This is a genomic window from Mangrovicella endophytica, from assembly GCF_002893625.1.
In the GTDB taxonomy this organism is placed as follows: domain Bacteria; phylum Pseudomonadota; class Alphaproteobacteria; order Rhizobiales; family Rhizobiaceae; genus Mangrovicella; species Mangrovicella endophytica.
Genome location: NZ_PKMZ01000002.1, coordinates 82,420 through 106,115, shown reverse-complemented (window position 1 = coordinate 106,115; position 23,696 = coordinate 82,420). Strand labels below are relative to the sequence as shown.

Annotated in this window: 22 protein-coding genes and 1 pseudogene; 10 read left to right on the top strand and 13 right to left on the bottom strand. The window is 64.9% G+C overall.

The genetic code is table 11. From position 1 onward, the window contains the following. Positions 1 to 82 precede the first annotated feature (82 nt). The 4 genes from C0R46_RS06045 to C0R46_RS06030 all read right to left on the bottom strand — a co-directional run bounded on the left by C0R46_RS06045 (position 83) and on the right by C0R46_RS06030 (position 3,638). Positions 83 to 1,138 carry an N-acetylmuramoyl-L-alanine amidase gene (locus C0R46_RS06045; RefSeq protein ID WP_198598257.1) on the bottom strand — a complete coding sequence of 352 codons (1,056 nt, stop codon included), beginning with the start codon at positions 1,136 to 1,138 and terminating at the stop codon, positions 83 to 85. Between the two features lie 211 nt (positions 1,139 to 1,349). After that, on the bottom strand, positions 1,350 to 2,273 hold the full coding sequence (locus C0R46_RS06040; protein WP_102958716.1) for a cytochrome c: 924 nt from the start codon (positions 2,271 to 2,273) through the stop codon (positions 1,350 to 1,352). A 91-nt stretch (positions 2,274 to 2,364) separates the two neighbouring features. Then, positions 2,365 to 2,823: a c-type cytochrome gene (locus tag C0R46_RS06035; RefSeq protein ID WP_102958715.1), complete on the bottom strand. Its 459-nt coding sequence runs from the start codon at positions 2,821 to 2,823 to the stop codon at positions 2,365 to 2,367. Positions 2,824 to 3,035: 212 nt separating this feature from the next. Continuing rightward, positions 3,036 to 3,638: a superoxide dismutase gene (locus C0R46_RS06030; RefSeq protein WP_102958714.1), complete on the bottom strand. Its 603-nt coding sequence runs from the start codon at positions 3,636 to 3,638 to the stop codon at positions 3,036 to 3,038. A 310-nt stretch (positions 3,639 to 3,948) separates the two neighbouring features. Between C0R46_RS06030 and C0R46_RS06025 the strand changes: the two genes are divergently transcribed. After that, entirely contained in the window at positions 3,949 to 4,308 is a 360-nt protein-coding gene (locus C0R46_RS06025) for a nucleotidyltransferase domain-containing protein (RefSeq protein WP_198598256.1), read from the top strand. After that, positions 4,283 to 4,747: a HEPN domain-containing protein gene (locus tag C0R46_RS06020; RefSeq protein WP_102958713.1), complete on the top strand. Its 465-nt coding sequence runs from the start codon at positions 4,283 to 4,285 to the stop codon at positions 4,745 to 4,747. The genes C0R46_RS06025 and C0R46_RS06020 overlap by 26 nt, the downstream gene beginning before the upstream one ends. A gap of 89 nt (positions 4,748 to 4,836) precedes the next feature. Here C0R46_RS06020 and C0R46_RS06015 read toward each other — a convergent pair whose 3' ends face one another. After that, the gene (locus tag C0R46_RS06015) at positions 4,837 to 5,721 is read right to left on the bottom strand and encodes a branched-chain amino acid aminotransferase (RefSeq protein WP_102958712.1); all 885 of its coding nucleotides are present in this window, start codon (positions 5,719 to 5,721) and stop codon (positions 4,837 to 4,839) included. Between the two features lie 333 nt (positions 5,722 to 6,054). Between C0R46_RS06015 and C0R46_RS06010 the strand changes: the two genes are divergently transcribed. Beyond that, positions 6,055 to 6,756, top strand: a complete 702-nt coding sequence (locus C0R46_RS06010) for a L,D-transpeptidase (protein WP_102958711.1) — start codon at positions 6,055 to 6,057, stop codon at positions 6,754 to 6,756. A 65-nt stretch (positions 6,757 to 6,821) separates the two neighbouring features. Here the strand turns inward: C0R46_RS06010 and C0R46_RS06005 are convergent, their stop codons facing one another. Then, on the bottom strand, positions 6,822 to 8,516 hold the full coding sequence (locus C0R46_RS06005) for a helicase HerA-like domain-containing protein (RefSeq protein ID WP_102958710.1): 1,695 nt from the start codon (positions 8,514 to 8,516) through the stop codon (positions 6,822 to 6,824). 239 nt (positions 8,517 to 8,755) lie between these two features. Between C0R46_RS06005 and C0R46_RS06000 the strand changes: the two genes are divergently transcribed. Then, a complete protein-coding gene (locus C0R46_RS06000; RefSeq protein WP_102958709.1) occupies positions 8,756 to 10,441 on the top strand; it encodes a sensor histidine kinase in 1,686 nt (561 codons plus the stop codon). Positions 10,442 to 10,444: 3 nt separating this feature from the next. Here the strand turns inward: C0R46_RS06000 and pqqE are convergent, their stop codons facing one another. The 4 genes and pseudogenes from pqqE to pqqA all read right to left on the bottom strand — a co-directional run bounded on the left by pqqE (position 10,445) and on the right by pqqA (position 13,690). Next, complete coding sequence (pqqE, locus tag C0R46_RS05995; RefSeq protein ID WP_102958708.1) at positions 10,445 to 11,638, bottom strand: pyrroloquinoline quinone biosynthesis protein PqqE; 1,194 nt, start codon at positions 11,636 to 11,638, stop codon at positions 10,445 to 10,447. 5 nt (positions 11,639 to 11,643) lie between these two features. Continuing rightward, positions 11,644 to 12,659: pseudogene (gene pqqC, locus C0R46_RS05985) on the bottom strand (pyrroloquinoline-quinone synthase PqqC). Then, positions 12,656 to 13,570 (bottom strand): pyrroloquinoline quinone biosynthesis protein PqqB, encoded by a 915-nt coding sequence (gene pqqB / locus C0R46_RS05980; RefSeq protein ID WP_102959222.1) that lies wholly within the window; start codon positions 13,568 to 13,570, stop codon positions 12,656 to 12,658. The pseudogene pqqC and the gene pqqB overlap by 4 nt, the downstream one beginning before the upstream one ends. A 42-nt stretch (positions 13,571 to 13,612) precedes the next feature. Further along, positions 13,613 to 13,690: a pyrroloquinoline quinone precursor peptide PqqA gene (gene pqqA / locus C0R46_RS21335; RefSeq protein ID WP_102959221.1), complete on the bottom strand. Its 78-nt coding sequence runs from the start codon at positions 13,688 to 13,690 to the stop codon at positions 13,613 to 13,615. A 236-nt stretch (positions 13,691 to 13,926) separates the two neighbouring features. Here pqqA and C0R46_RS05970 point away from each other — a divergent pair, with 236 nt between their 5' ends. From C0R46_RS05970 to C0R46_RS05960, 3 genes are all read left to right on the top strand, one after another. Then, complete coding sequence (locus C0R46_RS05970; RefSeq protein ID WP_102958705.1) at positions 13,927 to 14,967, top strand: magnesium transporter CorA family protein; 1,041 nt, start codon at positions 13,927 to 13,929, stop codon at positions 14,965 to 14,967. Between the two features lie 105 nt (positions 14,968 to 15,072). Next, complete coding sequence (locus C0R46_RS05965) at positions 15,073 to 17,007, top strand: putative bifunctional diguanylate cyclase/phosphodiesterase (protein WP_198598254.1); 1,935 nt, start codon at positions 15,073 to 15,075, stop codon at positions 17,005 to 17,007. A 164-nt stretch (positions 17,008 to 17,171) separates the two neighbouring features. Then, positions 17,172 to 17,930 (top strand): N-acyl amino acid synthase FeeM domain-containing protein, encoded by a 759-nt coding sequence (locus tag C0R46_RS05960; protein WP_102958703.1) that lies wholly within the window; start codon positions 17,172 to 17,174, stop codon positions 17,928 to 17,930. A 132-nt stretch (positions 17,931 to 18,062) separates the two neighbouring features. Here the strand turns inward: C0R46_RS05960 and C0R46_RS05955 are convergent, their stop codons facing one another. After that, entirely contained in the window at positions 18,063 to 19,064 is a 1,002-nt protein-coding gene (locus C0R46_RS05955; protein ID WP_102958702.1) for an asparaginase, read from the bottom strand. 161 nt (positions 19,065 to 19,225) lie between these two features. Here C0R46_RS05955 and C0R46_RS05950 point away from each other — a divergent pair, with 161 nt between their 5' ends. Then, positions 19,226 to 19,969: a DUF3750 domain-containing protein gene (locus C0R46_RS05950; RefSeq protein ID WP_102958701.1), complete on the top strand. Its 744-nt coding sequence runs from the start codon at positions 19,226 to 19,228 to the stop codon at positions 19,967 to 19,969. Between the two features lie 139 nt (positions 19,970 to 20,108). Continuing rightward, the gene (locus C0R46_RS05945) at positions 20,109 to 21,059 is read left to right on the top strand and encodes a carbohydrate kinase family protein (RefSeq protein WP_102958700.1); all 951 of its coding nucleotides are present in this window, start codon (positions 20,109 to 20,111) and stop codon (positions 21,057 to 21,059) included. Between the two features lie 196 nt (positions 21,060 to 21,255). Here the strand turns inward: C0R46_RS05945 and C0R46_RS05940 are convergent, their stop codons facing one another. Continuing rightward, positions 21,256 to 22,008 carry an outer membrane protein gene (locus C0R46_RS05940; protein ID WP_102958699.1) on the bottom strand — a complete coding sequence of 251 codons (753 nt, stop codon included), beginning with the start codon at positions 22,006 to 22,008 and terminating at the stop codon, positions 21,256 to 21,258. 584 nt (positions 22,009 to 22,592) lie between these two features. Between C0R46_RS05940 and C0R46_RS05930 the strand changes: the two genes are divergently transcribed. Then, positions 22,593 to 23,033, top strand: coding sequence for a c-type cytochrome (locus C0R46_RS05930; RefSeq protein WP_102958697.1), 441 nt, complete (start codon positions 22,593 to 22,595; stop codon positions 23,031 to 23,033). Positions 23,034 to 23,098: 65 nt separating this feature from the next. Here the strand turns inward: C0R46_RS05930 and C0R46_RS05925 are convergent, their stop codons facing one another. Next, positions 23,099 to 23,527, bottom strand: a complete 429-nt coding sequence (locus C0R46_RS05925; protein ID WP_245413443.1) for a thioredoxin domain-containing protein — start codon at positions 23,525 to 23,527, stop codon at positions 23,099 to 23,101. Positions 23,528 to 23,696: the final 169 nt, after the last annotated feature.

Genomic DNA, 23,696 nt, shown 5'->3' with positions numbered 1-23,696 from the left:
GGTCACGACGTCGCATCAGCGGATGCAGCCGCGACCTTCTCGGTCCGACTGATTGTGCGGGAACCGGCGGCGCAAGATTGCTTTAAGCAACCAGAAGGTTTTCCTGCACAAACACCTTCTCGCGCAGCCACCTTTGGATAGCCGTGGTCACCTCGTTGCAGTCCGAGGCCGACGTGGCACCATACTTCTTGAAGAGGTCACCCGGGCAACTGGTTGAACGCGGTGCGCACTTGTGCCCGATCACCCGCTCCAGCTTGATCTCGTATTCCTGAACAAGCCAGCGAACTAGTGCAGCCGATGCCTCCTCCTGCTCGGCGGTCATTGCGTCACCCGTCTTCGCTGAATGTTCAATCCCGATAGAGCGCTTATTCTGGCTGTTGCCGTGAGTACATGCGTCCTCGTCCTTGACCATCTGAACGATCGTACCGTCGCGGCCGATGACGTAGTGCGCTGCGGTCTTGTGCACATTTTTGCTGTCTTTGAACCAGCTCACCGTCCCGGACAGGTTCCGTGACGTCGTGTAGTGCATGACAATCGTATCGATCTCGGTGCCCCCACGGGACCAGTTGAAGGGCGACGGATCCCATTGAACGGTAGGCTTCTCCCATTCCAACGTCGATGAAAAATAGTCGCTGACCATCCCTTCGCAGCACGGCGCACCGTCGTTACCATGATCATCGCCACCGTCAGTCTGATGGGATACTCCATGCGCTGAGATCAGCCCGTCGGCCTCCCCTATCAACGCCTTCAACTTCTTCGGGTAATTCTCGTCTGAAGCCCAGATCGGCCCGATGAAATCAATGAAGCGATACGAGTCGTCAGCATGATCTTTCCAGCCCTTGTACGGCTTACGCCCTAGAAACCGCCAGTAACCTTCGACGAAATTCTCGATACTGTCGAAATGGCAGAAATCTGCAGTCTCGCTCGGCGCATCGACTGTCACCTTCGTCGCCACTGACGACATTTCGGGCCTCCACTTGATGCCCGCGAAATTGTTGTGGAGTCTAGCAAGTTCTGACGATCCCCGCCCGCTCTCAAGAATGAATTGAGCAATGGCTGCCGACCTCATTCCGAGCTTCCCGTTCTTGTGACGCAGGAAAATCTCGATGAGCTGCGCAAACTTCTCGGTGTATGCCATACGTCCCTCCCTCCACTCTGCATAAGAGAGCACAAGCCTACTGCTTACGCAAGGTAATGGAGTTCCGCCGGCAGTCATATTGCTGCTAATCGAATATTATCACCTGCTGCTAACGCAGGTCATGTTCTGATGACAGGCTGACTACCTTGTGCTTCATTATGGAGAGACGGATGTCTTATTCACACAGCAAGCCACCGAGACAGCTGATGGTTTACGGCTGCGGCGGTACGGCCTTGAGATAGGCGGCGATCGCCTGGCGGTCGGCGTCGGAGAGCTTCGCCAGGTTCTCCTGCACGTCGACCATGCGGCCGCCGACGGAATCGAACTCCGGTGTGAAGCCGGTCGCGAAATACTCCGCCAGTTCGTCCGCAGACCAGGCTCCGACCTCTTTACTCCCTGGCGTGATGTTCGGGATCATCCCCTCCCCTTCAGGGTTCGGCGCGCCAGCCAGCCAGCGCGAGGTGTCGATGCCGCCGGCGCCGAACAAGGTGCGCGGCGAATGGCACTGGCCGCAGTGGCCGGGTCCTTCGACGAGGTAGCGCCCGCGATGGACCGGATCCTTGGTATCCGCCGTCAGTGGCACGATCGGATCCCCGTCATCCATGAAGGCGAGCTTCCACAGCCCGAGTCCGCGACGGATGTTGAAGGGGAAGCTCAGCTCGTTCGCCGGCGCTTTGCCGCTCACGGGCGGGAGCGTCTTCATGAAAGCATAGAGATCGGCCACGTCCTGCGGCTTCATCTTCACGTAGGACGTATAGGGGAAGGCCGGATAGAGGTGCGAGCCGTCCGGCGCGACGCCGCGCTGCATGGCGTTGGCGAAGTCGGCAAGCGACCAAGCACCAATTCCGTCCGTCGGATCGGGCGAGATGTTCGGCGCATGGAACGTGCCGAAGTCGGTGACGAGGGGATCGCCGCCGCCGAGCTTCAGCTGATCCTCCCCCGTTGCCTTGGATGGCGCATGGCAGGACACGCAGCCGCCGGCCCAGAACATCGTCTCGCCACGGGCGACATCGCCGGAGTCCTCCGGCGCGATCGCCGCAGCGTCCAGTCGCTGCGGCATTGTCAGGACGTAGAAGAGGGCAGCGCCGGCGAGAACCAGGAGAAGACCGGTGATGGAGAGGGTTCGCAGCCGCATCGCCTCAATCTGCCATCATCATCGCCACCGCACCATGGCGCGCGAGGCAGACGGCTGAACGCCTGCCCCGCGGCCGTAGCAGCCAGCGCCCTTACTTGTCGACGCGGAACTGCTCGTGGCAGCCCTTGCAGTTGGCCGCGACCTTGCCGAAGGCGACCTTGAATTCGTCCAGCGTCTGCGGATTGGCGGCGATCGCCGCGGCGGCATCGGCTTCGATCTTGTCGTTGGCCTGCGCGAAGGCGTCCTTCTTTTCCCAGATCGCCGGCGAGGCCTCGGTGTCGTTGCCGGTCTTGGAATCGTCGGGGAAGAGCGTGCGGAACTCCTGATTGTCGGCCTGAATGGTGCGGAAGATCTCCATGCCCTTCGCCGGATCAAAGGCGACCTCGCCCTTCAGCATCTGGCTCGCGGCCTTGGCGCTGCGGCCGTTGTTCTTCATCAGCTGCTGGCGCTTTTCGATGACGTCGGTGTTCTGGGCGATGGCCGGCAGCGTGGCGAGCACGGCGGCTGCGGCAACGGATGCGGCCGTAAGAAGGGTCAGGTGCTGGCGCATGATGTCCTCCGAACAATGGAATCGTTCCAGATGAATAGCTGAGAACGGATCACGTTCCGTTGCAACTGGAACGACCTCACATCGCCGTGACGTTGCGTGCGTTCCGGGCCTCCGGCAGTCGGCTGGTCGCGCCTGAGCCGCGAACACGAAAAAGGGCCCGCGGCAGCATCGCCGCAGGCCCTTCCAGAGGCTTGGCAGCTACAGCGACGGCGTCAGGCGCCGGCGGCCTCATAGCGCTCCAGCACGTAGTCCCAGTTGATCAGGTTGTCGACGAAGGCCTCAAGATACTTCGGCCGGGCGTTGCGGTAGTCGATGTAATAGGAGTGCTCCCAGACATCGACGCCGAGGATCGGCTGCGCGCCGTGCACCAGCGGGTTCTCGCCATTCGGCGTCTTCATCACCTGCAGCTTGCCGTCCTTGACGGCGAGCCAGGCCCAGCCCGAACCGAACTGGCCCTTGCCCGCCTCGATGAAGTCGTTGCGGAATTTATCGTAACCGCCAAGATCGCTATCGACAGCCGTCTGCAGCTTGCCCGGCAGGCTCTTGCCGCCGCCGCCCTTCTTCATCCAGTTCCAGAAGTGGATGTGATTGTAGTGCTGGCCGGCATTGTTGAAGAGCGGCTGGTTCTTGCCGAAGGACTGCTTGATCACCTCTTCCACCGAGGCGTCGCCGAGGCCGGCTTCGCCCGCCAGCTTGTTGCCCATGTCGACATAGGCCTGGTGATGCTTGTCGTGGTGATATTCGAGCGTCTCGCGCGACATATAGGGGGCAAGCGCGTCGTAATCGTAGGGGAGTGGCGGAAGCGTGAAAGCCATTGGGGGTCTCCTTCTCTTGAACTGATGCCCGGACAGCCGCCGGGTGCCGGCAAGCCGGCCGGTGTGGAAGCACGAGATCGGTCGCGCCTGCAACTAGGTCGGCCGGCGGCAAATGCCAATGCACGCAAGCAGGTGACGTAGCGAAATTTGTCATCACGTAGTCCAAAGCGGTCGTATCGCCTACTCAGCCGGACCTGCAGTCATCGATCCTTCAGGATCTGACTTCCAGCAAGGGCAAACCGCAGCAGAGGAACGTGGAAACGTCGGCTTCCACCGGCTATCTTGATCATCGGTCGAACGGAGAATCTCGGTGAGCGGCTCGTCCTTGGCATCAAGCTTTCCCGCCATGAGCTCGGAAGACGTGCCGGAGCTCGGTTGCCTCCTCGACCGCATCCGGAGCGCCCATGCGCCAGTCGCAATCCTCCTCTATGGCAGCCGCGCTCGCGGCGATGCCGGACCCGACAGCGACTGGGACCTGAAGGTGGTCGTCGCCGACGATGCACCGGAGGAGTTGTTCGAGCCCACCATGTGGTGGTCCGTCCAGGAGCATAGCGGCGTTCATGCCGATGTTTCCTATATCCGGCTGTCGGAGTTCGAGGCGGACCTGACGGTTGCCAACTCCGCGGCCCGGGAAGTGATGCGCGATGGCATCCTCATCCAGACCCGCTGACCTGCACATTGCAAATGCGCTCCGGCTCGCAAAAGAAGACCTCGACGCAGCCAAGCTCCTGACGGCCGCTGGAAATCGCTTCGGCGCCTATCACCTGCAGCAATGCGGGGAGAAGTTGCTGCTCGCTCTTCTGACGGCCGAAGGGCAGCACGCCGAGCGTAAGGACAGCCACAGGCTCGACGTTCTCCTGGACAAGTTACCAAGCGACAATCCGTTCAGGCAGCGTTTCGCACCGCTGACCATCCTGACCATGTTCGCGACAACGTACCGTTATCCTAAGGACGGCGGCCGCCTGCCCCCGATGCCGGATGAGGCTCGGATGCTGGAATGGGCGGACGCGCTCGGCGGCATTCTCAACGATGCCGCGCTTCACTTCGGTGTCGATCTGGCCGCGTCGGATCGACTTGGCGCGGCCAGAACCGACCCGCCTCGGCTCTAAAGTCTGAGTTTCACGGGAGGAGAGAGCAGCCAGCTACTCTCCCGCGCATTTTCGTCCCATCTGCTTCCGCTGAAGGCCGCCGCGCGGTCTCAGGCCGCGGCAGCCGCTGCGGCCTGTGTCGACTTGGCAAAGCGCCAGTAGAGCTCGCGTGCCCGCTCGGCGAACTCGCCCGCCTTCAGCTCACGCTCCTCGAAACGGGTGATCGGCACGACCTTGGAGTGGTTGCCTGTCGAGAAGATCTCGTCGGCGGCGGTGAAGTCAGCGACGGTCAGGCTCTTCTCCACCACTTCGATGCCGTCGTCCCGCAGCAGCTGGATGACCCGCTGGCGGGTGATCCCGTCCAGGAACGAGCCGTTCGGGACCGGCGTGAACACGACGCCGTCCTTGGCGATGAAGACGTTCGACGTCGCCGTCTCCGCGACATTGCCGACCGTGTCGCGCAGGAGGCCGTTGTCGAAGCCCCGCGAGCGCGCCTCCATGATGGCGCGGCCGCCGTTCGGATAAAGGCAGCCGGCCTTGGCGGCCGTCGGTGCCGTCTCCGGCGTCGGCCGGCGGAAGGGCGAAACCGTCAGCGAGAAGCCGGACGAAGGGATCATCGGCGACTCGTAGAGGCACAGGCAGAAGCGTGTGGAGGTGGGCTCCGCCGGCACGCCCATGTAGCCGCCATCCTCGGCCCAGTACATCGGCCGGATGTAGACCGCCGTCTTGCCGTCGAAGCCTGCCAGGCCTTCATGCGTCAGCCGGACGATCTCCTCCGCCGCAACGGTCGCCTTCAGGCCGAGCGCCTCGGCCGAACGGTTGACGCGAGCCGCGTGCCTGTCGAGATCCGGCGCGACGCCCTCAAACCAGCGTCCGCCATCGAAGACCGAGCTGCCGAGCCACATGGCATGACTGCGCGGCCCGAGAAGGCCGGGATTGCCGTCAAGCCACTCGCCATCCACGAAGGTGCGTGTCCGTGACATGTCCTGCGCCATGATTGTCTCTCCCTGCATTGATGCGGCGAGGAGTAGACGATGGCGACAAGGGGTAAAACCCCTGCAGATTGTGTCTGGCAGCGTCACGGCCGGCACTCGGCCACAATCCTGATGCAATTGTGCCGGGGTGGGCGGCGTTGCACGCCCGCCGCACGGGCGCCGAGCCGGCGCCGCAGCAGTTAAGATTGGTTAACGTTGCATTCGCGCAACTCCCTCATCTTCCTGTGATTTCCGCCTCGGAACCAATGCTGGCTGGGGCGGTTGAAGCGACTGAACGACGGCGAAACGGAGGCGTGAGATCTCCTGCCGCAGAAGACCATGGCTGGAGTGACAATGTCTGAGTTCGATACGAGCCGCCTGTCGCGGCGAAGCATGCTGCTGGGCATGGGAGCGGCCTCGCTCCTCGCCGGCTGCGCCTCTGACCCACGCGCCCGCATCGTTGGTGCGATGCCTTACCCGACCGCGTCGAACGACGCTTATGTCGCCGCCTACGGTCCGCTCGAGGACAACGGCTTCCTGATCCCGGCCATCGATGCGCGCCGCGTCGACCCGCGCTTCTTCCGCCAGGAGGTCGCCGACCCGACCGGCGAGGCTCCCGGCACGATCGTCATCGATACGCCGAACCGCTACGCCTACCTCGTCCAGCCGGGCGGCACCGCCATGCGCTACGGCGTCGGCATCGGGCGTGAGGGCTTTGCCTGGGGCGGCCGCGCTAAGATCCAGTACAAGAAGATCTGGCCGACCTGGACGCCGCCGGCCGAGATGGTGGCGCGCCAACCGGAGCTGACGGAATATGCCAATGGCAAGCCCGGCGGCCTCGACAATCCACTCGGCGCGCGTGCCCTCTACCTCTTCGACAATGGCAAGGACACGCTGTTCCGTCTGCATGGCACGCCCGAATACTGGACGATCGGCAAGGCGGTCTCGTCCGGCTGCGTACGCTTCATGAACCACGACATCATCGATCTCTACGAGCGCGTGCCGAACGGGACGCCGGTGATCGTGCGCCAGCCGGGCATGGCAAGCGTCGCCTGACAGGAACGGAGCGGCCGATCGAAGCCGCTCCGGCAACGGCCTTCATCAAGCAGATGAGCGCGGCCTCAGCGGCCGCGCTTCAGACCGCCGAGCACGCCGCGCAGGATCGCTGACGTGACCGTTGCGGCCACCGTGCGGCCGACCTGCTTCATCACCGTTTCCGTGATGGTCTGGCGCTGATAGCCGGACGAGCGGCGCGGCTCAGCGCGGCGGCGGCGCGGCGCCTCCTCCTCTTCGCCCTCGTCATCGCCCTGACCGAAGTCCGGCAGCTGGAAACCGGTTCGGGTCCGCCGCACCGGCGGCACGCTCGTCTCGCCCCATGGGCCCCGCTCGCTCGCGCCGGCGTCAGCGTCCTCCTCGGCACGCCGCCGTGCTCCTTCGGCGCGGCGTTCAGCCTCTTGCGACCGGCGACGTGATGCTTCCTCCGCCTCGATACGGCGCTGCTCCTCTTCCTGCCGCGCGCCCTCTTCGGCGCGTCCCCGCAGCAATTCGTAAGCCGACTCCCGGTCGACCGCATGATCATAGCGCCCGGCGAGCGGGCTCTTGCCGACGATCTCCACCCGCTCGGCATCGTTGACGGCGCCAAGGCGGCCCGCCGGCGGACGGATCAGGATGCGCTCCACCACGCCCGGAACGCCCTTGTCGCCGAGGGTGGAAACCAGCGCCTCGCCGGTGCCGAGCTGGGTGATCGCCTCATAGGTGTCGAAGGCCGGGTTCGGGCGGAAGGTCTCCGCTGCGCTCTTCACTGCGCGCTGCTCGCGCGGCGTATAGGCGCGCAGCGCGTGCTGCACGCGGTTGCCGAGCTGCGCCAGCACCGCCTCCGGCACGTCGAGCGGGTTCTGGGTAACGAAATAGACGCCGACGCCCTTCGAGCGGATCAGCTTCACCACCTGGACGATCCGGTCGATGAGGATCTTCGGCGCGTCCTCGAACAGGAGATGGGCCTCGTCGAAGAAGAAGACGAGCTTCGGCTTCTCGATGTCGCCGACCTCCGGCAGTTCCTCGAACAGTTCGGAGAGGAGCCAGAGCAGGAAGGTCGAGTAGAGCCGCGGGTTCATCATCAGCCTGTCGGCCGCCAGCATGTTGACGACGCCGCGCCCGTCGCGGTCCATCCGCATCAGGTCGGCGATCGCCAGCGCCGGCTCGCCGAAGAACTCCGCCGCGCCCTGCTGCTCCAGCACCAGAAGCGAGCGCTGGATGGCGCCGACCGAGGCTTTCGGCACATTGCCGTAGAGGGCGCTGATCTCGTCGGCCCGCTCCGCCACATGGGCGAGCATCGCCTGCAGGTCCTTCAGGTCGAGCAGCGGCAGGCCGTCCTCGTCGGCGATCTTGAAGACGATGTTGAGAACGCCTTCCTGCGCTTCCGTCAGGTTCATCAGCCGCGACAGGAGCAGCGGCCCCATCTCCGCGACGGTCGCGCGAACCGGATGCCCCTTCTCGCCGAAGAGATCAAAGAACACGGTCGGATAGGCATCATGATAATAGGGCGTGAGGCCGATCTCGGCGGCGCGCTCCTCCAGGAAGGGCTTTGTCTCGCCGCGCATGGCGATGCCGGACAGGTCACCCTTGATGTCGGCGCAGAAGACCGGAACGCCGGCTTCCGAAAAGCCCTCGGCGAGGATCTGCAGCGTCACCGTCTTGCCCGTCCCGGTGGCCCCAGTCACCAGACCGTGACGGTTGGCATAGCGAAGGTCGAGATAGGACCCGCCCCCGGCGGCGTCCTTGCCGGCCCCGAGGAAGATCTTGTCAGGTTCCAGCATGCGCCCTTACCTCCGTTGCGACACGCAACCTACAGCGGGACGCCGGCGGAGCAAGCCGCAGGGCAGGTCGCCGATCCTGATCACGAGATCGTTGGCTGTGCCACGACTGCCCTATTCCTGCCGGGATCTGTAAGGTGGCATATCGCAGACACCTACCGTAAGCTTAATCACCGAACGGACGCCGAGGCCGGAGCGGCATTGGGCCATCCCGCGCACTCGAGGGAAGTCGGAGACGAGGGATGACCGCCGGAGCCGAGACAGCGCCGAGGACGCTCAGCAATCCGCGTCCGTTCAGCCTTTCGAGAGGGCTGCGGCGGCCGCCTCTGATCGCTCATCTCGTCGGCTTCGCGGTGATCGTGCTGATCCCGGCGCTCCTGTTCAGTGCCCTCCTGATCATGCAGTTCTCGCGCCAGCAGGGTGAGATCGCCGTCGACCGTGCGAGCGGTACGGCCGAGATCATCACCAACGCGATCGACCGCGAGATCCTGGCAATGACCACGACGGCCCGCGTCCTGGCGTCCGCACCGCTGGAGAGCGAGGCGGACCTGAAGCTCTTCCACGATCGCACGGGCACGGCCATGCAGGAGATCGGCGGCAGCGCAGCCCTTGTCGATCCGAGCTTCAACGTGGTTCTGACGACACGTGACACCTTCCCCGGTCCGGCGACGATGGTGACCCAGAAGGGGACGATCGAGCGCGCACTGTCGACGCGCAAGCCGCAGATTTCAGACGTCTTCTATAGCGAACGGGCCGGTTCTTTCCTGTTTCACGTCGCGGTGCCGGTGCTGCGCGACAACCGGCCGATCTACGTGCTCCTCATTTCCAAGAACACGGACGATCTCGGCCCCGCCATCGCGGCGGTGAACCTGCCGGCGACATGGTCGGCCATCGTCAAGGATCGCGAAGGTCACCGCGTCTTTGCTGCGCTTGCCACCGAAGGCCGCATGCGGCCCCGGCAGGAGGTATCCTACGACAATCCCTCCATCGCCGAGGCGCTGGGGGATCGGATGGCCGAGGACCGCATCGAGGCTTCGTACTCGTCGGCCCTCTCCGGCTGGACGACGATCGTTGCCGTGCCAGAGGCTGCCGTCAACAAGACGGCGACGCGCTCCTGGCTGCTTCTCATTGCAGCCGGCGTTCTGCTGCTCGCCTTCTGCGTCATGCTGGCGTTTTATTTCGGCCGTCGCATCGCGACGCCGATCCTGCGGCTGTCGCACCAGGCAAACCTCATCGGCAAGGGCGAGCTGGCACTGCCGATCCGCACCGACATCGCCGAGATCGGTGAGGTCTCGAAGGTCCTGGCGCAGGCTTCGCGCGACCGGCGCGAGGCGGAGGAGCAGAACCGCTTCCTGATGCGGGAGATGACCCACCGCGCCAAGAATCAGTACGCGCTGATCGCCGCCATTGCGCGACGCGCCGCCAAAGAAAGCGCCGACACCAATCAGTTCCTCGCCACTCTGTCGGAAGCCTTGGCTTCATTGGCGCGCTCGGCCGACCTTCTGGCCAGCAAGGGCTGGGACAGCGCTGCCTTGAAGGACCTGGTTCTGGCCCAGCTCGACGCCTTCGGCGCCCGCGCCAGCGGGCAGATCGTCATCGACGGGCCCGACATCAAGCTCAATCCGACGGCGGCACAGACGATCGGCCTTGCCCTCCACGAGCTTGCCACCAACGCGGCCAAATATGGTGCGCTCTCAGCCGAGGCCGGTGTCGTTCACGTCACCTGGTCGGTCAGCAGCGGCTTCGATCTGACCTGGCGCGAAAGCGGCGGACCGCCCGTGGTGGAGCCGAAGCGTTCGGGCTTCGGCACGCTGGTGACGCAGAAGATGACGGCGCGTGGCCTCGGCGGCTCGGTCGACATGGACTATGCGCCGGAGGGGGTCGTCTGGCACCTGAAGACGCCGATGGACTCCATCCTGGTGCATTAGCGCTCAAGCCGGTCGCTCCGTATATGGCGACCGCGGCGCCACGACGACTCCGGCCTGCTCCGCCCCGGGACGGCTGAAGCCGCGATAGGCGACGGCGGCAAGGTTCACCGCCGCCGACGATTCGGCAACGGCGATATCGCCGAGTTCGCTGTGGAAGGTCGACTTGATGCAGGCGGGATCGGCATTGCGCGGATCGCCGGTCAGCGCCAGCGCCTGGCAGCGGCAACCGCCGAGATCCACCGTCCGCCGTTCGCAGCTGATGCAGGGCTCCTTCATCCAGCTGGTGCCGCGATAGGCATCGAAGGCGGGCGAGGACGTCCAGATCTCTCCGATCGAGTGGTCCCGCACCGACCAGAAATCGAGATGCTTGATGGTCTGCGCGGCGTGGCAGGGCAGCGCCAGGCCGCTCGGCGTCACGCTCAGCGTACGGGCGCCCCAGCCGCCGTTACAGAGCTTGGGATATTTGGCGTAGTAGTCGGGGAAGACGGCATCGATGGTGAGGATGCCGGCGAGACGCTCGCGCGCCTCTTTCACCTCCTCGATTGTCCGGTCGACATCGGCTCGCGCCGGCATCAGCTGCGCCCGGTTCTTCAGCGCCCAGCCATAGTATTGCGTATGGGCGATCTCGATGCGGCCGGCACCGAAGGCGACCGCCTTCTCGATCATCAGCGGCACCTGGCCGATGTTGAGCCGGTGGATCACGGCGTTCAGCGTCAGCGGGAAGCCGCGTGCAACGACGGCGCGCGCAAAGGCCTCCTTGCGCTCAAATGCACCGCGCGTGCCCACCACCGCGTCGGTCACGGCGCCATCGGCGCCTTGCATCGACAGCTGGATATGGTCGAGGCCGGCATCGTGCAGCGCGTCCAGCATCGCGTCGGTGACGCCAAGGCCGGAGGTGATCAGATTGGTGTAGAGGCCGACCTGCGACGCATGGCGCGTCAGCTCGACGATGTCGCGCCGCGCGGTCGGCTCGCCGCCGGACAGATGCAGGTGGATGACGCCGAGATCGGCCGCCTCGCTGAAGACGCGCTTCCACGTCTCAGTGTCGAGCTCGGCTGAGCGGGTCTCCATCTCCAGCGGATTGGAGCAATAGGCGCAGCGCAGCGGACAGCGATGCGTCAGCTCGGCCAGAAGGCCAATCGGCGGCTGTGGCGAGGCAGGCTGCGCCGCCGCTTCCGCCACATGGGGGAGCACCATCTCGTTCACAGCGTCACCAGTTGCTTCTGCCGCAGGTCGATGAGGAAACTCTCGACGTCCGGCCGAATGGTAGCGGCGTCGGCGGCGAAGACCTCCGTCAGCGCATCGACGATCTCGACGATCGTCCGCTTGCCGTCGCAGAGCGACAGGATTTGCGTCGCGACGGGGTCGGCATTGAAGATCCGCTCGGGTCCGAGCAGCATATGCTGGCCGCGGACCTTGTCCTCGCGAAACTTCACCCCGCGCGGAAAGCGCGGCACTGTCCCGTCGTCGAGCCCGCTCATCGGGAACCCTCTCCCGGCCGCCAGGCGCCCGGCGGCACGTGGCCCGGATCCACATAGGCATTGTGGAGGGCGTCGAGCTGCGCCCACAGCACGTCGCATTTGAAGGTCAGCGCGTTCAGCACCGCCTGCTGCTCCTCAGCCCGGCGGGCATTGCGGATGCAGTAGTCGAGCGCGAAGTCCGAATCCTGCTTGGCCTGAACGGGACGCTTGTCGAAATAGGCCAGCGTCTCCTTCGAGATGAAGTCGTAGTGCTCCAGCATGCCGCGCACGCGCTCGCCGATGATGTTCGGCGAGAACAGTTCGGTCAGGGACGAGGCGATCGCCTCCAGAAGCGTGCGTTCATGCACGAAATGGACATAGGCATCGACGGCGAAGCGCGTCGCCGGCAGGATGCCCGTGCCGGCGATGACGTAGTCGCGGTCGAGCCCCACGCCCGTCGCGAGCGCGATCCACTTCTGGATGCCGCCCGGCGTATCGGCATCGCCGTCATGATCGATGATGCGGCGGCGCCATTCGCGGCGCATCTCGCTGTCCGGCAGGCGCGCCAGGATCAGCGAGTCCTTCACGGGGATTTGTGACTGGTAATAATAGCGGTTCAGCGCCCAGGCCTGGACCTGCTCGCGATTGAGCTGACCGGAGTGCAGCAGCCGGTGAAACGGATGCAGATGGTGGTAGCGCTCCGCGCCGATCTGACGGATCGCGGCCTCGAAATCGCTGCTCGGCAGAATCGCGTTCACAGCTCTATCTCCATGCCGTCATAGGCGAGTTCCCAGCCCGCCGCCTCGATGGTCGCGCGCTCGGGCGATCCCTCGACCAGTACCGGGTTGGTATTGTTGATGTGGATGAATATCTTGCGCACCGGCGCGTAACCATCCCAGCCCTGAAGACTGCCGGATTCGCCCGCCATCGACAGATGTCCCATCCGCGATCCGGTCTTCTCGCCAACGCCCGCACGCTGCATCTCGTCGTCATGGTAGACGGTGCCGTCGAAGAGGATGACGTCGCCATCCCGCACGCGTTCCTTGAGGTCGCCGGTCACGCTTGCGCAGCCGGGTATGTAATAGGCATTCGCGCCATTGGCGCTGACCCGAACCCCGACGGTCATCTCACTTTCTCCGCCGATCTCCACATTGTCGCCTTCCAGATAGAGCGGCACCTTGCCGGGCACTGCGAAGATCGAAAGCTCGAGCCCGGCAACCGGCTGCACCGCCTCTTCCAGCCGGATGGGCTGGCGCCTGACATGGCGCGGATCGAGCACGGCAAAGACCGAATTGTCGGCGAGCACGCCGAGCACGCTCTCGGTGGCATACACGGTCAGCTCCTGCCGCTCGCGCAGCGTCAGAAGGCCCGCAATGTGATCGACATCGCCATTCGTCAGCAGCACAGCCGCGATCGGAGAGCGACGCTTGTCGGTGGGCGCGGCATTTGTCAGCGGCGACAGGGGTGCGGCTGCATCGAGTTGCGCGCGCAGATCCGGCGAGGCATTCAGCAGGACCCATTGTTCGCCATCGGCCGAGACGGCGATGGAGGACTGGGTGCGAGGCTGTACGCGCGGATCGCCGGCCCAAGCCAGCCTGCAGACCTCACACAGGCAGTTCCACTGCGGAACGCCGCCGCCCGCGGCTGATCCGAGGACGAGAAGCCGCAGGCGGACATCCGTCCGCCCGCGGCCGAAGGAATGCGACGTCAATCAGAATTCAATCGGCATGTAGCCGTTGATTTCCATCGCGACGCAAACTTCCGAAATAACGGGTTTCGTCCAAGCCATGTGCGTTCTCCCATTAGGACCATCGTCGGAACGTCGCACTTCTCGTGCAAGTTCCGAAGGTGACGTTCATGGTGCCCACCCCAAGATAATCACTCTGCAACCGAAAGCAAACACTTCGAGCCGGCGGCGTCGGATCGATCGCACTGCATGTCCGCGCGCCATATTGCGGCGCGCTGCGACATGGAGTAGCGGGAGCCGCGCCGCGGGCTCCGGCATTCTCCTGAAGGTCTTAGCGCATGCTGGATATCTACAGCCTCAGCCCGGCGACCGGTCATCTGCAGAAGCAGGAGTCCGGTATCATTTCGGACGACGCCGTCTGGCTGGACCTCATCTCCCCGACGCTTGAAGAGGAGCAGATGGTCGAGCGCGCCTGCGGCATCGCCGTGCCGACGCGCGAAGAGATGCGCGAGATCGAGGTGTCGAGCCGCCTTTATTCCGAGGACGGTGCCGACTTCATGACCGCGTCGGTGATCTTCGGCCTCGACGACGGCACGCCCGGCTTTGCGCCGGTAACCTTCATCCTCGCCGGCAAGCGCCTCGTGACGCTGCGCTACACGCGGCCGAAGTCGTTCGTGATCTTTGCCGCCAAGCAGTGCCGCGAACTGTCGAATGGCGGGCGTCCGACGCATCTCGACGACCCCGCATCGCTGCGTGCGCCCAACGGTGCGGACAAGACGCATACGGCCGACATGATCCTGATCGGCCTTCTGGAGACGATCGTCGACCGGGTCGCCGATATGCTGGAAACCTTGTCGAACAATCTCGACGGGATCGGCGACGACATCTTCGCCGCCTCGGCCGCCCGCAAGCCGACGGGAACGCCCGCCTTCAAGGAGCTGCTGCGCAGGCTTGGCGCTGCCGGCGATCTCGCCTCCCGCGTGCGCGAGGCGCTCGCGACCTTCGACCGGCTGCTGCCCTTCCTCCAGTTCGTTCTCGATGGCCGCAAGCCGGGCAAGGAAGCCAGGCCCCGCGTGAAGGTGATGGCGCGCGACGTTCAGTCGCTGAACGACTTCGTGAACTTCCTGTCGAACAAGACGACTTTCCTGCTCGACACCACCGTCGGCATGATCTCGATCGAGCAGAATGCCATCATCAAGATCTTCTCGGTTGCATCCGTCGCTTTCATGCCGCCGACGCTGGTTGCGTCCGTCTACGGCATGAACTTCGAGCACATGCCCGAACTCGGCTGGACCCTCGGCTACCCCTATGCGCTGGGACTGATGGTCGTCTCCGCTGTCCTGCCGATGCTGTTCTTTCGCTACAAGAACTGGCTGTGACCGCAGCTCTTAGCAGCCCCTGAAATTTCAGGAATCTCCTCAACCCTTAACAGGGTGTTCGGAATTGCGCGCTATACGGGCTGAATGTTCCTCAGGGATCGTCCGGTGCCCGACCCTACACCAGGCCAGCGGCCAATCACGGGCGGCGAGCGGCTTCATGTCGTACGCTCGCTCTACGGCGACGTCCCTTCCTTCATCCTCGGCATCGTCGTCGCTATCGTCGGCAGCGGCCTGACGGCATACCGCATCGGCTCGGTCGAGATCGCCGCTGTCTGTGGTGTCATCGCGCTCCTCGCCATCGCGCGGCTGATCAGCATGGCCCTCTTCGCGAAGGCCGTTTCCAAGAGCGACGATATCAATCTCGATGCTTGGGAGCGCCTCTACATCATCCTTGGCGCCCTGCAGGTCGCCAGTGTCGGCTGCTGGTCGACGGCCGTCTTCTACTACGGCAACGATGCCCTGAGCGAATTGATGTCGATTGCCTGCGGCGTCGGCTTCCTGATCGGCATACAGGGGCGCAACTTCTCCAGCCCCACCATCGTCCGGCTGCAGATCGTCGCGGCGGCCGTGCCCGTCAACATCGCCTTCCTGCTCAAGAACGACATCTGGTATTTTATCTGCGGTGTCTTCTTCACGCTGTTTCTGGTGTCGGTTCTGCGCACCTCGGCGCGGATCTGCGGCACCTTCGTCGAGGCGGTGCGCACGGCCCGGGTCAATGCCAGCCTCGCCTATCGCGATCCGCTGACGGGCCTGCCGAACCGGGCGGCCATGCAGCGTCTGCTCGCCGATGCGGTCGCCCGCGACCGCCTGCCCTTCGCGCTTCATTTCGTCGATCTGGACCGTTTCAAGCGCATCAACGACACGCTCGGTCATGCGATGGGCGACCGCCTCCTCGTCCAGGCGGCGCGGCGCTTCCACGGCCTGATCGGCGAGAATGACATGATCTCGCGCTATGCGGGCGACGAGTTCGTCATCCTGCAGCGCCTCGACGGCCGTCCGGGCGAAATCGCGGCCTTCACGGATCGACTGATCGCCAGCGCCGCCGAACCGTTCGATCTCGGCGCCACCAAGGCGCAGATCGGCTGCAGCATCGGTACCGCCCTCTACCCGCAGGATGCGCTGACGGCCGACCTACTGACGCAGCGGGCGGATACGGCGCTCTACCACGTCAAGAATGACGGGCGCGGCCGCAGCGCCTTCTACAGCGTCGAGATGAGCGAGAAGGAGCAGGCGCGCCTCTCCATGGAAAGTGACCTGCGCACGGCGCTGGCGGCCGACGCGCTGACCCTCGCCTTCCAGCCGATCGTGCGCAGCGGCAGCTTCGACATCGCATCGTGCGAGGCTTTGGTTCGCTGGCAGCATCCGGTGCTCGGCAACGTGCCGCCCGCCACGTTCCTGCCGATCGCCGAGGATGCGGGGCTGATGGACCGCGTGACGGATACGACGATCCGGCTCGCCTGCCGTGCGGCAGCGCAGTGGCCCGGTCACGTCGCCGTCGCAGTCAACATCTCGCCCAGCCAGTTGCACCGCGATGACCTCGTCGACGTCGTCGAGGACACGGTGAGGCAGTACGGCCTCTCGCCGAACCGGTTCGAGATCGAGATCACCGAGAATCTGCCGCTGGAATTCGAGGACAAGATCCTCGCCCGCCTGACCGAGTTGAAGCGCTTCGGCATCCGCCTGTCACTGGACGACTTCGGCACCGGCTATTCCAACCTCGGCTACATCTCCCGCCTGCCGATCGACAAGATCAAGATCGACAAGAGCTTCCTGCGCGACATCGAGACCGATCCGCGGCGGATGGGGCTGCTGCGCGGCGTCCTGCGCTTCGTGGCACAGCTCGATCTCTGCGTCCTCGTGGAGGGCGTCGAGACTCCCGCCCAGCTCGACATCCTCGCGGCCGAGCCGGATGTCGACCAGATGCAGGGCTTCATCTTCGGCTACCCCTTGAGCGAGAAGCACGTCAGCGAGCTGCTCCACACGGTGGCCAGCCGCGGTCGCCTCGATATCCCGGTGCAGCGCCGCGAGCAGGCAACCTGAGGCTTTAAACGTCCACTCGATCACTGAAACTGGAGCGAGGATTAACCACCGCTCGCAAAAGCTTGATCATGTCCAGAGCCGCTCTTTAAAATTTGTTAAAAATTTGACACTCTTCCAACGGGCAGTTCTGCCCCGTGTTGCGTTGGTGGATGAGTGTGTAGGCCATGCAGAGTGTGAGCTTCGCCGAACGGCTTGAGGCCTTGATGCACGGGGTGAGCTACTTCCCCGTTCGGACCGAGCAAGACCGGGAACTGATCTACCGCCTCAGATATGATTGCTACCTGAACGAGAAGGCAATCACCGAGAACCCGCTCCGCCGCTATTTCGACCGGCACGACGAGGACGAGAACGTCTTCATCTTCGGCATCTGCTACGATGGCCAGCTCGCGGGCTCCATTCGAATGCACATCTGCTCGCCTTATTGGCCGACCGGCCCGGGCATGGATGTCTTCCCGGAAATCCTCGGTCCGATGATCGAGCGGGGCGAGTCCTTCGTCGATCCGACGCGTTTCGTCGTCGACGAGCGGGTGCGGCGCGCCACCTCGCTGATGCCCTTCGCGACGCTGCGGCTGGCAGCCATGGCGGCCGACCACTTCGATACCGAGCAGATCCTCGCGACGGTCCGGATCGAGCACACGCCCTTCTACCGGCGCATCTTCCAGCTGGAGCCGCTGTCGGAGCCGCGGCATTATCCATCGCTGACAAAGCCGATCGTGATGATGTCGAACTACACCGACATCATCCGCGATGCGGTCTACACGCGCTATCCCGTCTTCTCCTCCGATCCGGAAGAGCGTTTCGAGCTGTTCGGCCCGTCCCGGTCTCAGGACTTCGGCGTGTCGCGCCGCGCCTCGGTCAACGACAATGAAGGCCGGATCTTCCGCAAATACGAGCGCAACACCACCAGCCTCGTCGGCAGCTGAGGCAGGCGGCGCTCTATCCGATGAGGCGCCGTGCCGGTCGACACGACGGCGTCATGGCAGGATTGATCTCCAGCACGGCAGCCGCGCCCCGGCGGCGTTGCCGCCGATGGGGCGGCACCAGATCAGCGGGGCTCAGTTTACCGGCGCGAATACCGCGCCCACCTGCGTGTCCTGCCAGTTGCGCAGGGGCCGGCACGCCATGTCCGCATAGGTCTCGGCGAGGGTTTCGTCGCGCCCCTTGAAGATCGCCGACAGCACACTGGCGACCGCCGCCTCGGAGGCTCGCGTCGCCCCGTCATCCATCTTGAGGGCAAAGCCGAGACCGAGTTCCGGCACGGCGCCGCAGAAGACGCCCTCCGCCCCAGTCTTGGCGAAGACGCGGCCCGGCGCCGCCTCCATCAGCTGCACGCAGGCACGGTGCGTGCCCGCCATGTGCCAAGGCTCGGCCATGCAGGCTTCGATCAGACGCCGTCCCGCGGCAAGCCGGCCAGCATCGGCACCGTTGCCGCCGGCGAGCTTGGCAAAACCATGCGCGAAGGCGCGCAAGGGCGCGGCATAGGTCGGGATCGAGCAGCCGTCGATCCCGCGCACGTCCTCGCCGAGGCGGCAGCCGGTCAGTTCCTCCATGACGTCCTGAGCCCGAAGCTGTACCGGGTGGTCGAAGCGGACATAGCCGCTCGTCTCTTCCTTCTGATGCACCGCGGTGCAGAGGAATCCGGCATGTTTGCCCGAGCAGTTGTTGTGCAGCTGGCCCGGCTCCTCGCCACGCTTGGCCATGGCAAGCGCGACCGCCTGCTCGAAGGGCCAGTGGCAGCCGCATTCCAGCGCCCCCTCGCCGAGCCCGGCGCGCGCCAGCACGCCGGCGGCGGCCGCGACGTGCCCGGGTTCACCCGAATGGGAGGCGCAGGCGAGCGACAATTCGGCGACGCTGAGGCCGAAGGCATCGGCAGCCCCGGTCTCGATCAGTGGAATGCCCTGGAAGACCTTGACTGCGGAGCGGGGAAACACCGGCGTCTCGACATCGCCGTCGCCGCGGAGAACGCCGCCGCTCGCATCGACAACGGCAACGGAGCCGCGATGCGCACTTTCGACGCGGCTTCCACGGGTGACCTGGACCAGAACCGGATTTGCCAATGCATGCCCTCGTTTTCGCTGCCGCCGCTGCCTATCTCATTGCGTCTAAAGGCTTTCACGGCGACGTGGAAGCCTTGTCTCGCTCGCTTTGCCCTCGTCCATTCTGCCAAGCCTTCACCTCCATCCATCCTCCGGCCTCATGACCGAACCACCTGGACCGAATGCGCGCCTTGAAGCTGTTTCTCCTCGCCTTCGCGCTGATCTATCTGCTGCCGGCGGCCCTTGCCGCCGTCCTCTGGTGGGTGGGCAGCCATCCGCAATCCTGGCACGACGCCGACTGGGCCTCGGCGCGGCTGCTGCCGGCTGCCACCGAAACCGGAGATGCCGCCGTCTACATTCTTGCCGCCCGCACCGGCGGCCTGAAGGGCGCGATCTCGGAGCATTCCTGGATCGTCGTGAAGGAGAAGGGTGCCCGCTCCTACGAGCGCTGGGACAAGGTCGGCTGGGGCAATCCGATCCGCCACAACGGCTATCCTGCCGATGGACGCTGGTACTCCAACGAACCGCGCGTGGTGCTCGCCCTCACCGGTACGGCGGCCGAGGCGCTGATCCCGAAGGTGCGACAGGCGATCGCCCAATACCCATATGCGATGCGTGGCGGCTACACGATCTTCCCCGGACCGAACTCCAATACCTTCGTGGCCTATGTGCTGCGCGCGGTCCCCGGCCTCGACGTAGCGTTGCCGCCTGCCGCCGTCGGCCGCGACTATCCCGCCAACGGGCAGTTGATCTCCGTCGACGAGGATCGCCACGACCTGCGCCTTTCGCTTTTCGGCTATGCCGGCGTCACGGTCGGGCTGAAGTCGGGCCTGGAGGTGAACATCCTCGGCCTTGTCGCCGGCATCGATCCGATGCGCCTTGCGGTGAAAGTGCCGGCCTTCGGCACCTACGGGCTGCTGACCTGACCCTCGCTGTCCTCCGGCGATCGAGACGCCCTCTTCCTCGCGCAGCCTCTGAGAACTCTGCGCCGCAGCATGCATGGCCAGTTTTCCGCCGTCGCATTTCCTGTTAGCCGGGAGCGACGATGCCGGTGGGAGATGCGCCATGTTTCTGAGCTGCGGCGACGCGCTGTTCGATCTTTTTGCGCAGGATGGCGGCGACGTCTCGTCCATTGCGCTGGCGGGCCGTGTCGGCGGCTCGCCGCTGAACGTCGCGCTCGGCCTCGCGCGTCTCGGCCACCCCGCCGGCTTCTTCACCAAGATGTCGGACGACCTGTTCGGCCGCCGCATCCGCGCCTTCATGGAGATGGAGGCGATCGACCAGCGCTTTCTCGTGCCCACGACCCGCAACACCACGCTCGCCATGGTCTCGCTCGATCCCGCCGGCGTGCCGCATTACAGCTTCTATATCGAAGGGACGGCCGATCGCTCGGTTGAAGTCAGCGACGTGCCGGAGACGTTCGACGGCGTCAAAGCCGTTCATCTTGCCTCCTATTCGACGGTGACGGAGCCGACGGCCTCCGCCCTCGCCGCCCTGGCGCGCCAGGAGCGGGAGCGCTGCTTCATCTCCTATGATCCGAACATCCGGGCCTCGATCGAGCCGGACCTCGACGTCTGGCGCGCCAAGGTCGCGGAGCTCGCGCCGCTCGCCACCTTGGTCAAGGCGAGCGAGGAGGATCTCCAGCAGCTCTATCCTGGACGGTCGATCGATGCCGTATTGGCCGACTGGACGAGCGCCGGCGCGGCCATGGCCGTCGTGACGCGCGGGGAGAATGGCGCGATCGCGGCGACCGCCTCCGGCCAGGGAGCGGAAACGCCGGGCGTGCGCGTCAACGTCGTCGACACGGTGGGCGCGGGCGACACCTTCCAGGCCGCGCTGCTGGCAAAGCTCGCCGAAGACGGCCGCCTCAGCCGGCAGGCCGTGGCCGATCTCGATCGCGACGCCATGAGAGAGCTCATCGCCTTTGCAACGCGGGCGGCGGCGGTCACCTGCTCGCGGCGCGGAGCGGACCTGCCGCGCCGCAGCAACCTCGGCCTGGCGCCCCTCGCCGGCTGACGGGCGGCCTGCACCTGACCGGTTCACCGGCAGCCGCAGTTCATCAGGCCCGAAGGATGGCCGACTGTCCTCATCCCTCAATGCGGCGGCTGACCGTCTGATCAGCGACTCCTCAAACGCAAAAACCCGTCGGCTCGCGAGAGCCGACGGGTTTCTTCAGGCAAGAGCCGGAGCGTTGCCGCTCCGGCCGATCCGCTTAGTTGAAGCGGTAGGAAGCCTTGGCCCACACGGTGTGGAAGTCGAGGTCGTCGTTGTCGGAGTCGACCGTGAAGAGCTCAGCGCCCGTCGCGTCGTCAACCGCCGTCACCGACGAGTCGTTGCTGCCGAGGTTGGTGTAGAGGTACTCGACGCCGAACGAGATGTTCTGGGTCGCGAGAACCTCGACGCCGCCGCCGACGCTGTAGCCGAAGTCGGCCTCGTCGTTGTCGGTGTTGTAGGTCACGCCAGGCGTGGCCGGGGTGGACGCGTCGTTGTCGACGCCGGCATAGGCCAGACCGCCCGTGCCGTAGACCAGGACGCGGTCGAAGGCGTAGCCGAGGCGACCGCGGACGGTGCCGAAGTAGTCGATGTCGTTGTCGACGCTGAAGTCGGCGCCGCCGGCCGTGAAGTCGGTCGAGCTGCTGGCGTCGATGTAGTTGATGTCGGCAACGGCACCGAACACCCAGTTGTTGACCTGCCAGTCGTAGCCGACATGCAGACCGCCGACGAAGCCGGCATCGTCGCTGCTGTCGTCGCCGTCGAAGTCGATGGCGTCGGACGAGAACGAGCTGCCGTCATTGCCGAAGGCAACGCCAGCCTGGCCACCGATGTAGAGGCCGGACCAGGTGTAGGTCGGGGCCATGATCTCGACCGGAGCCGGAGCCGGCGGCTCCTCGGTGATGATGTCGGCGGCGAGAGCCGGCGTGGCGACGAAGGCGACCGAGGCCAGGAGAAGGGAAAGACGTGTCATGACTGATACTCCATGTGATCGCCGAGGCGATGTTTGTACGAACGAGAGGTTTCCTCGTCCCGTCCGATTTGCGGACCCGTTTGCTCGGGTTCGCGGTGATTTATGGATCGGGGTCGTGCCCTAACAATGGCAAGATTTGGATCCGTTTCGCCCTGTTGCCGATTGGCCACTCGAAAAAGTGGGGCGGCAGCAGCGTCGTGAACGAGGTCTAAAGCCGAAGCCTTGCGACTTGTTTAAAATGCAATGTTAATGACAGGTGTCGAAAGGCGCCAAATCCGTTAAAAGCAGGCGCTTAGCGCCCGTTTGGCGCGTCATGACCCTTGGCCCTCAAGGCTTGCCGAAGCAGTTGTGACCGTTCAGCAACAGCTTCCTCACCGAGCCCTTTGCCGTGACCGAGCCATGCGGATTTCGCGGAAGGCAGCATCGTCACTGGCTTCGTGGTCTGATCGGCAGCGGCGACTCAAGCCGGATTAAGGCAGCTACTCGCCAGCCATCGACCCGTCCTCCGAGTGGCATTGCCAGTCGGCGATACCCGCTCATATTGTAGCCGTTCCAGGGTGGGTGCCCATGGTGTCGGAGGATGCATGCGTAGTGCAGTTTTCATCGCAGCGACTGTGATGGCCCTTGTGGTAGCGCCTCATGCGAGGGCGCAGGAGGCTGGCGATGCAGAGGCCGGCAAGAAGGTCTTCAACAAGTGCAAGGCCTGCCATGCCGTCGGCGAAGGCGCCAAGAACAAGATCGGCCCGGAGCTGAACGGCATCGTCGGCGAGGCTCCGGCTTCGGTGCCGGATTATCAGTTCTCCAACGGCCTGAAGACCTATGCGCAGTCGCATCCCAAGTGGACTGCTGCCGAGCTGACGCCCTGGCTGCAAAATCCGAAGGCCGTGGTGCCGGACACCAAGATGGCCTTCCCCGGCCTGAAGAAGCCGGAGGAGATCGCCAACGTCATCGCCTATCTCGCCAGCTTCGACGAGAACGGCAAGCCGCAGGATCCGGCCGCGGCGCTGGCGGCTGCCGGCCAGTAATTGGAGGCCATGGCCCTGCCGCATCTAAGGTGGCAGGGCCGGTCGCGGCGTCGTTGGATCAGACCTCAGTGGACCGGGCTGCGGCCGCCGGTGCCGGCCGACGAGACGGGACCGCCCGAGGTCAGCCGATCGATCAGCGCATCGATCTCTGGATAGAACCAGCGCCGGCCCGGATAGCCGGTCAGGCGCCCGATCTCACGCCCTTGATCCACGAGGACGAAGGTCGGCGTGAACACGGCCGGGTCGAGGTCGGCGATGCCGCCGCGCCGGTCTTGGTGGATGTCGATGCGGCGCAGCGGCGCCAGCTTCCCCGCATGGCTGGCGGGATAATCCGGCGCGATCTCGCGGTCGAAGGCTTCGCAGAACGGGCAGCCGCGCTGCTCGAACATCAGCAGTTCCGCAGCCGTGGCCGACGAGGCTGCGCCGGACGCCCCGCCGATGAGGACGAGGGGCAGCAGGGCATACCGGCACCATCGGAACAACGTCTCGGCCATGGCGCCAGCCTACGCCTCACCCTGTCGCCCGTCCATCGCGTTGGATTGGCCGTGAGACAAGCTCGAGCGCGGATCGGCGGCATCTGGCCGACCCGACCTGTGAGGCAGCGAGTATCAGGCGCCGCCTCATCCAGAGGATGTCAACGGCCGAACTCGGGCGGCCGCGTCG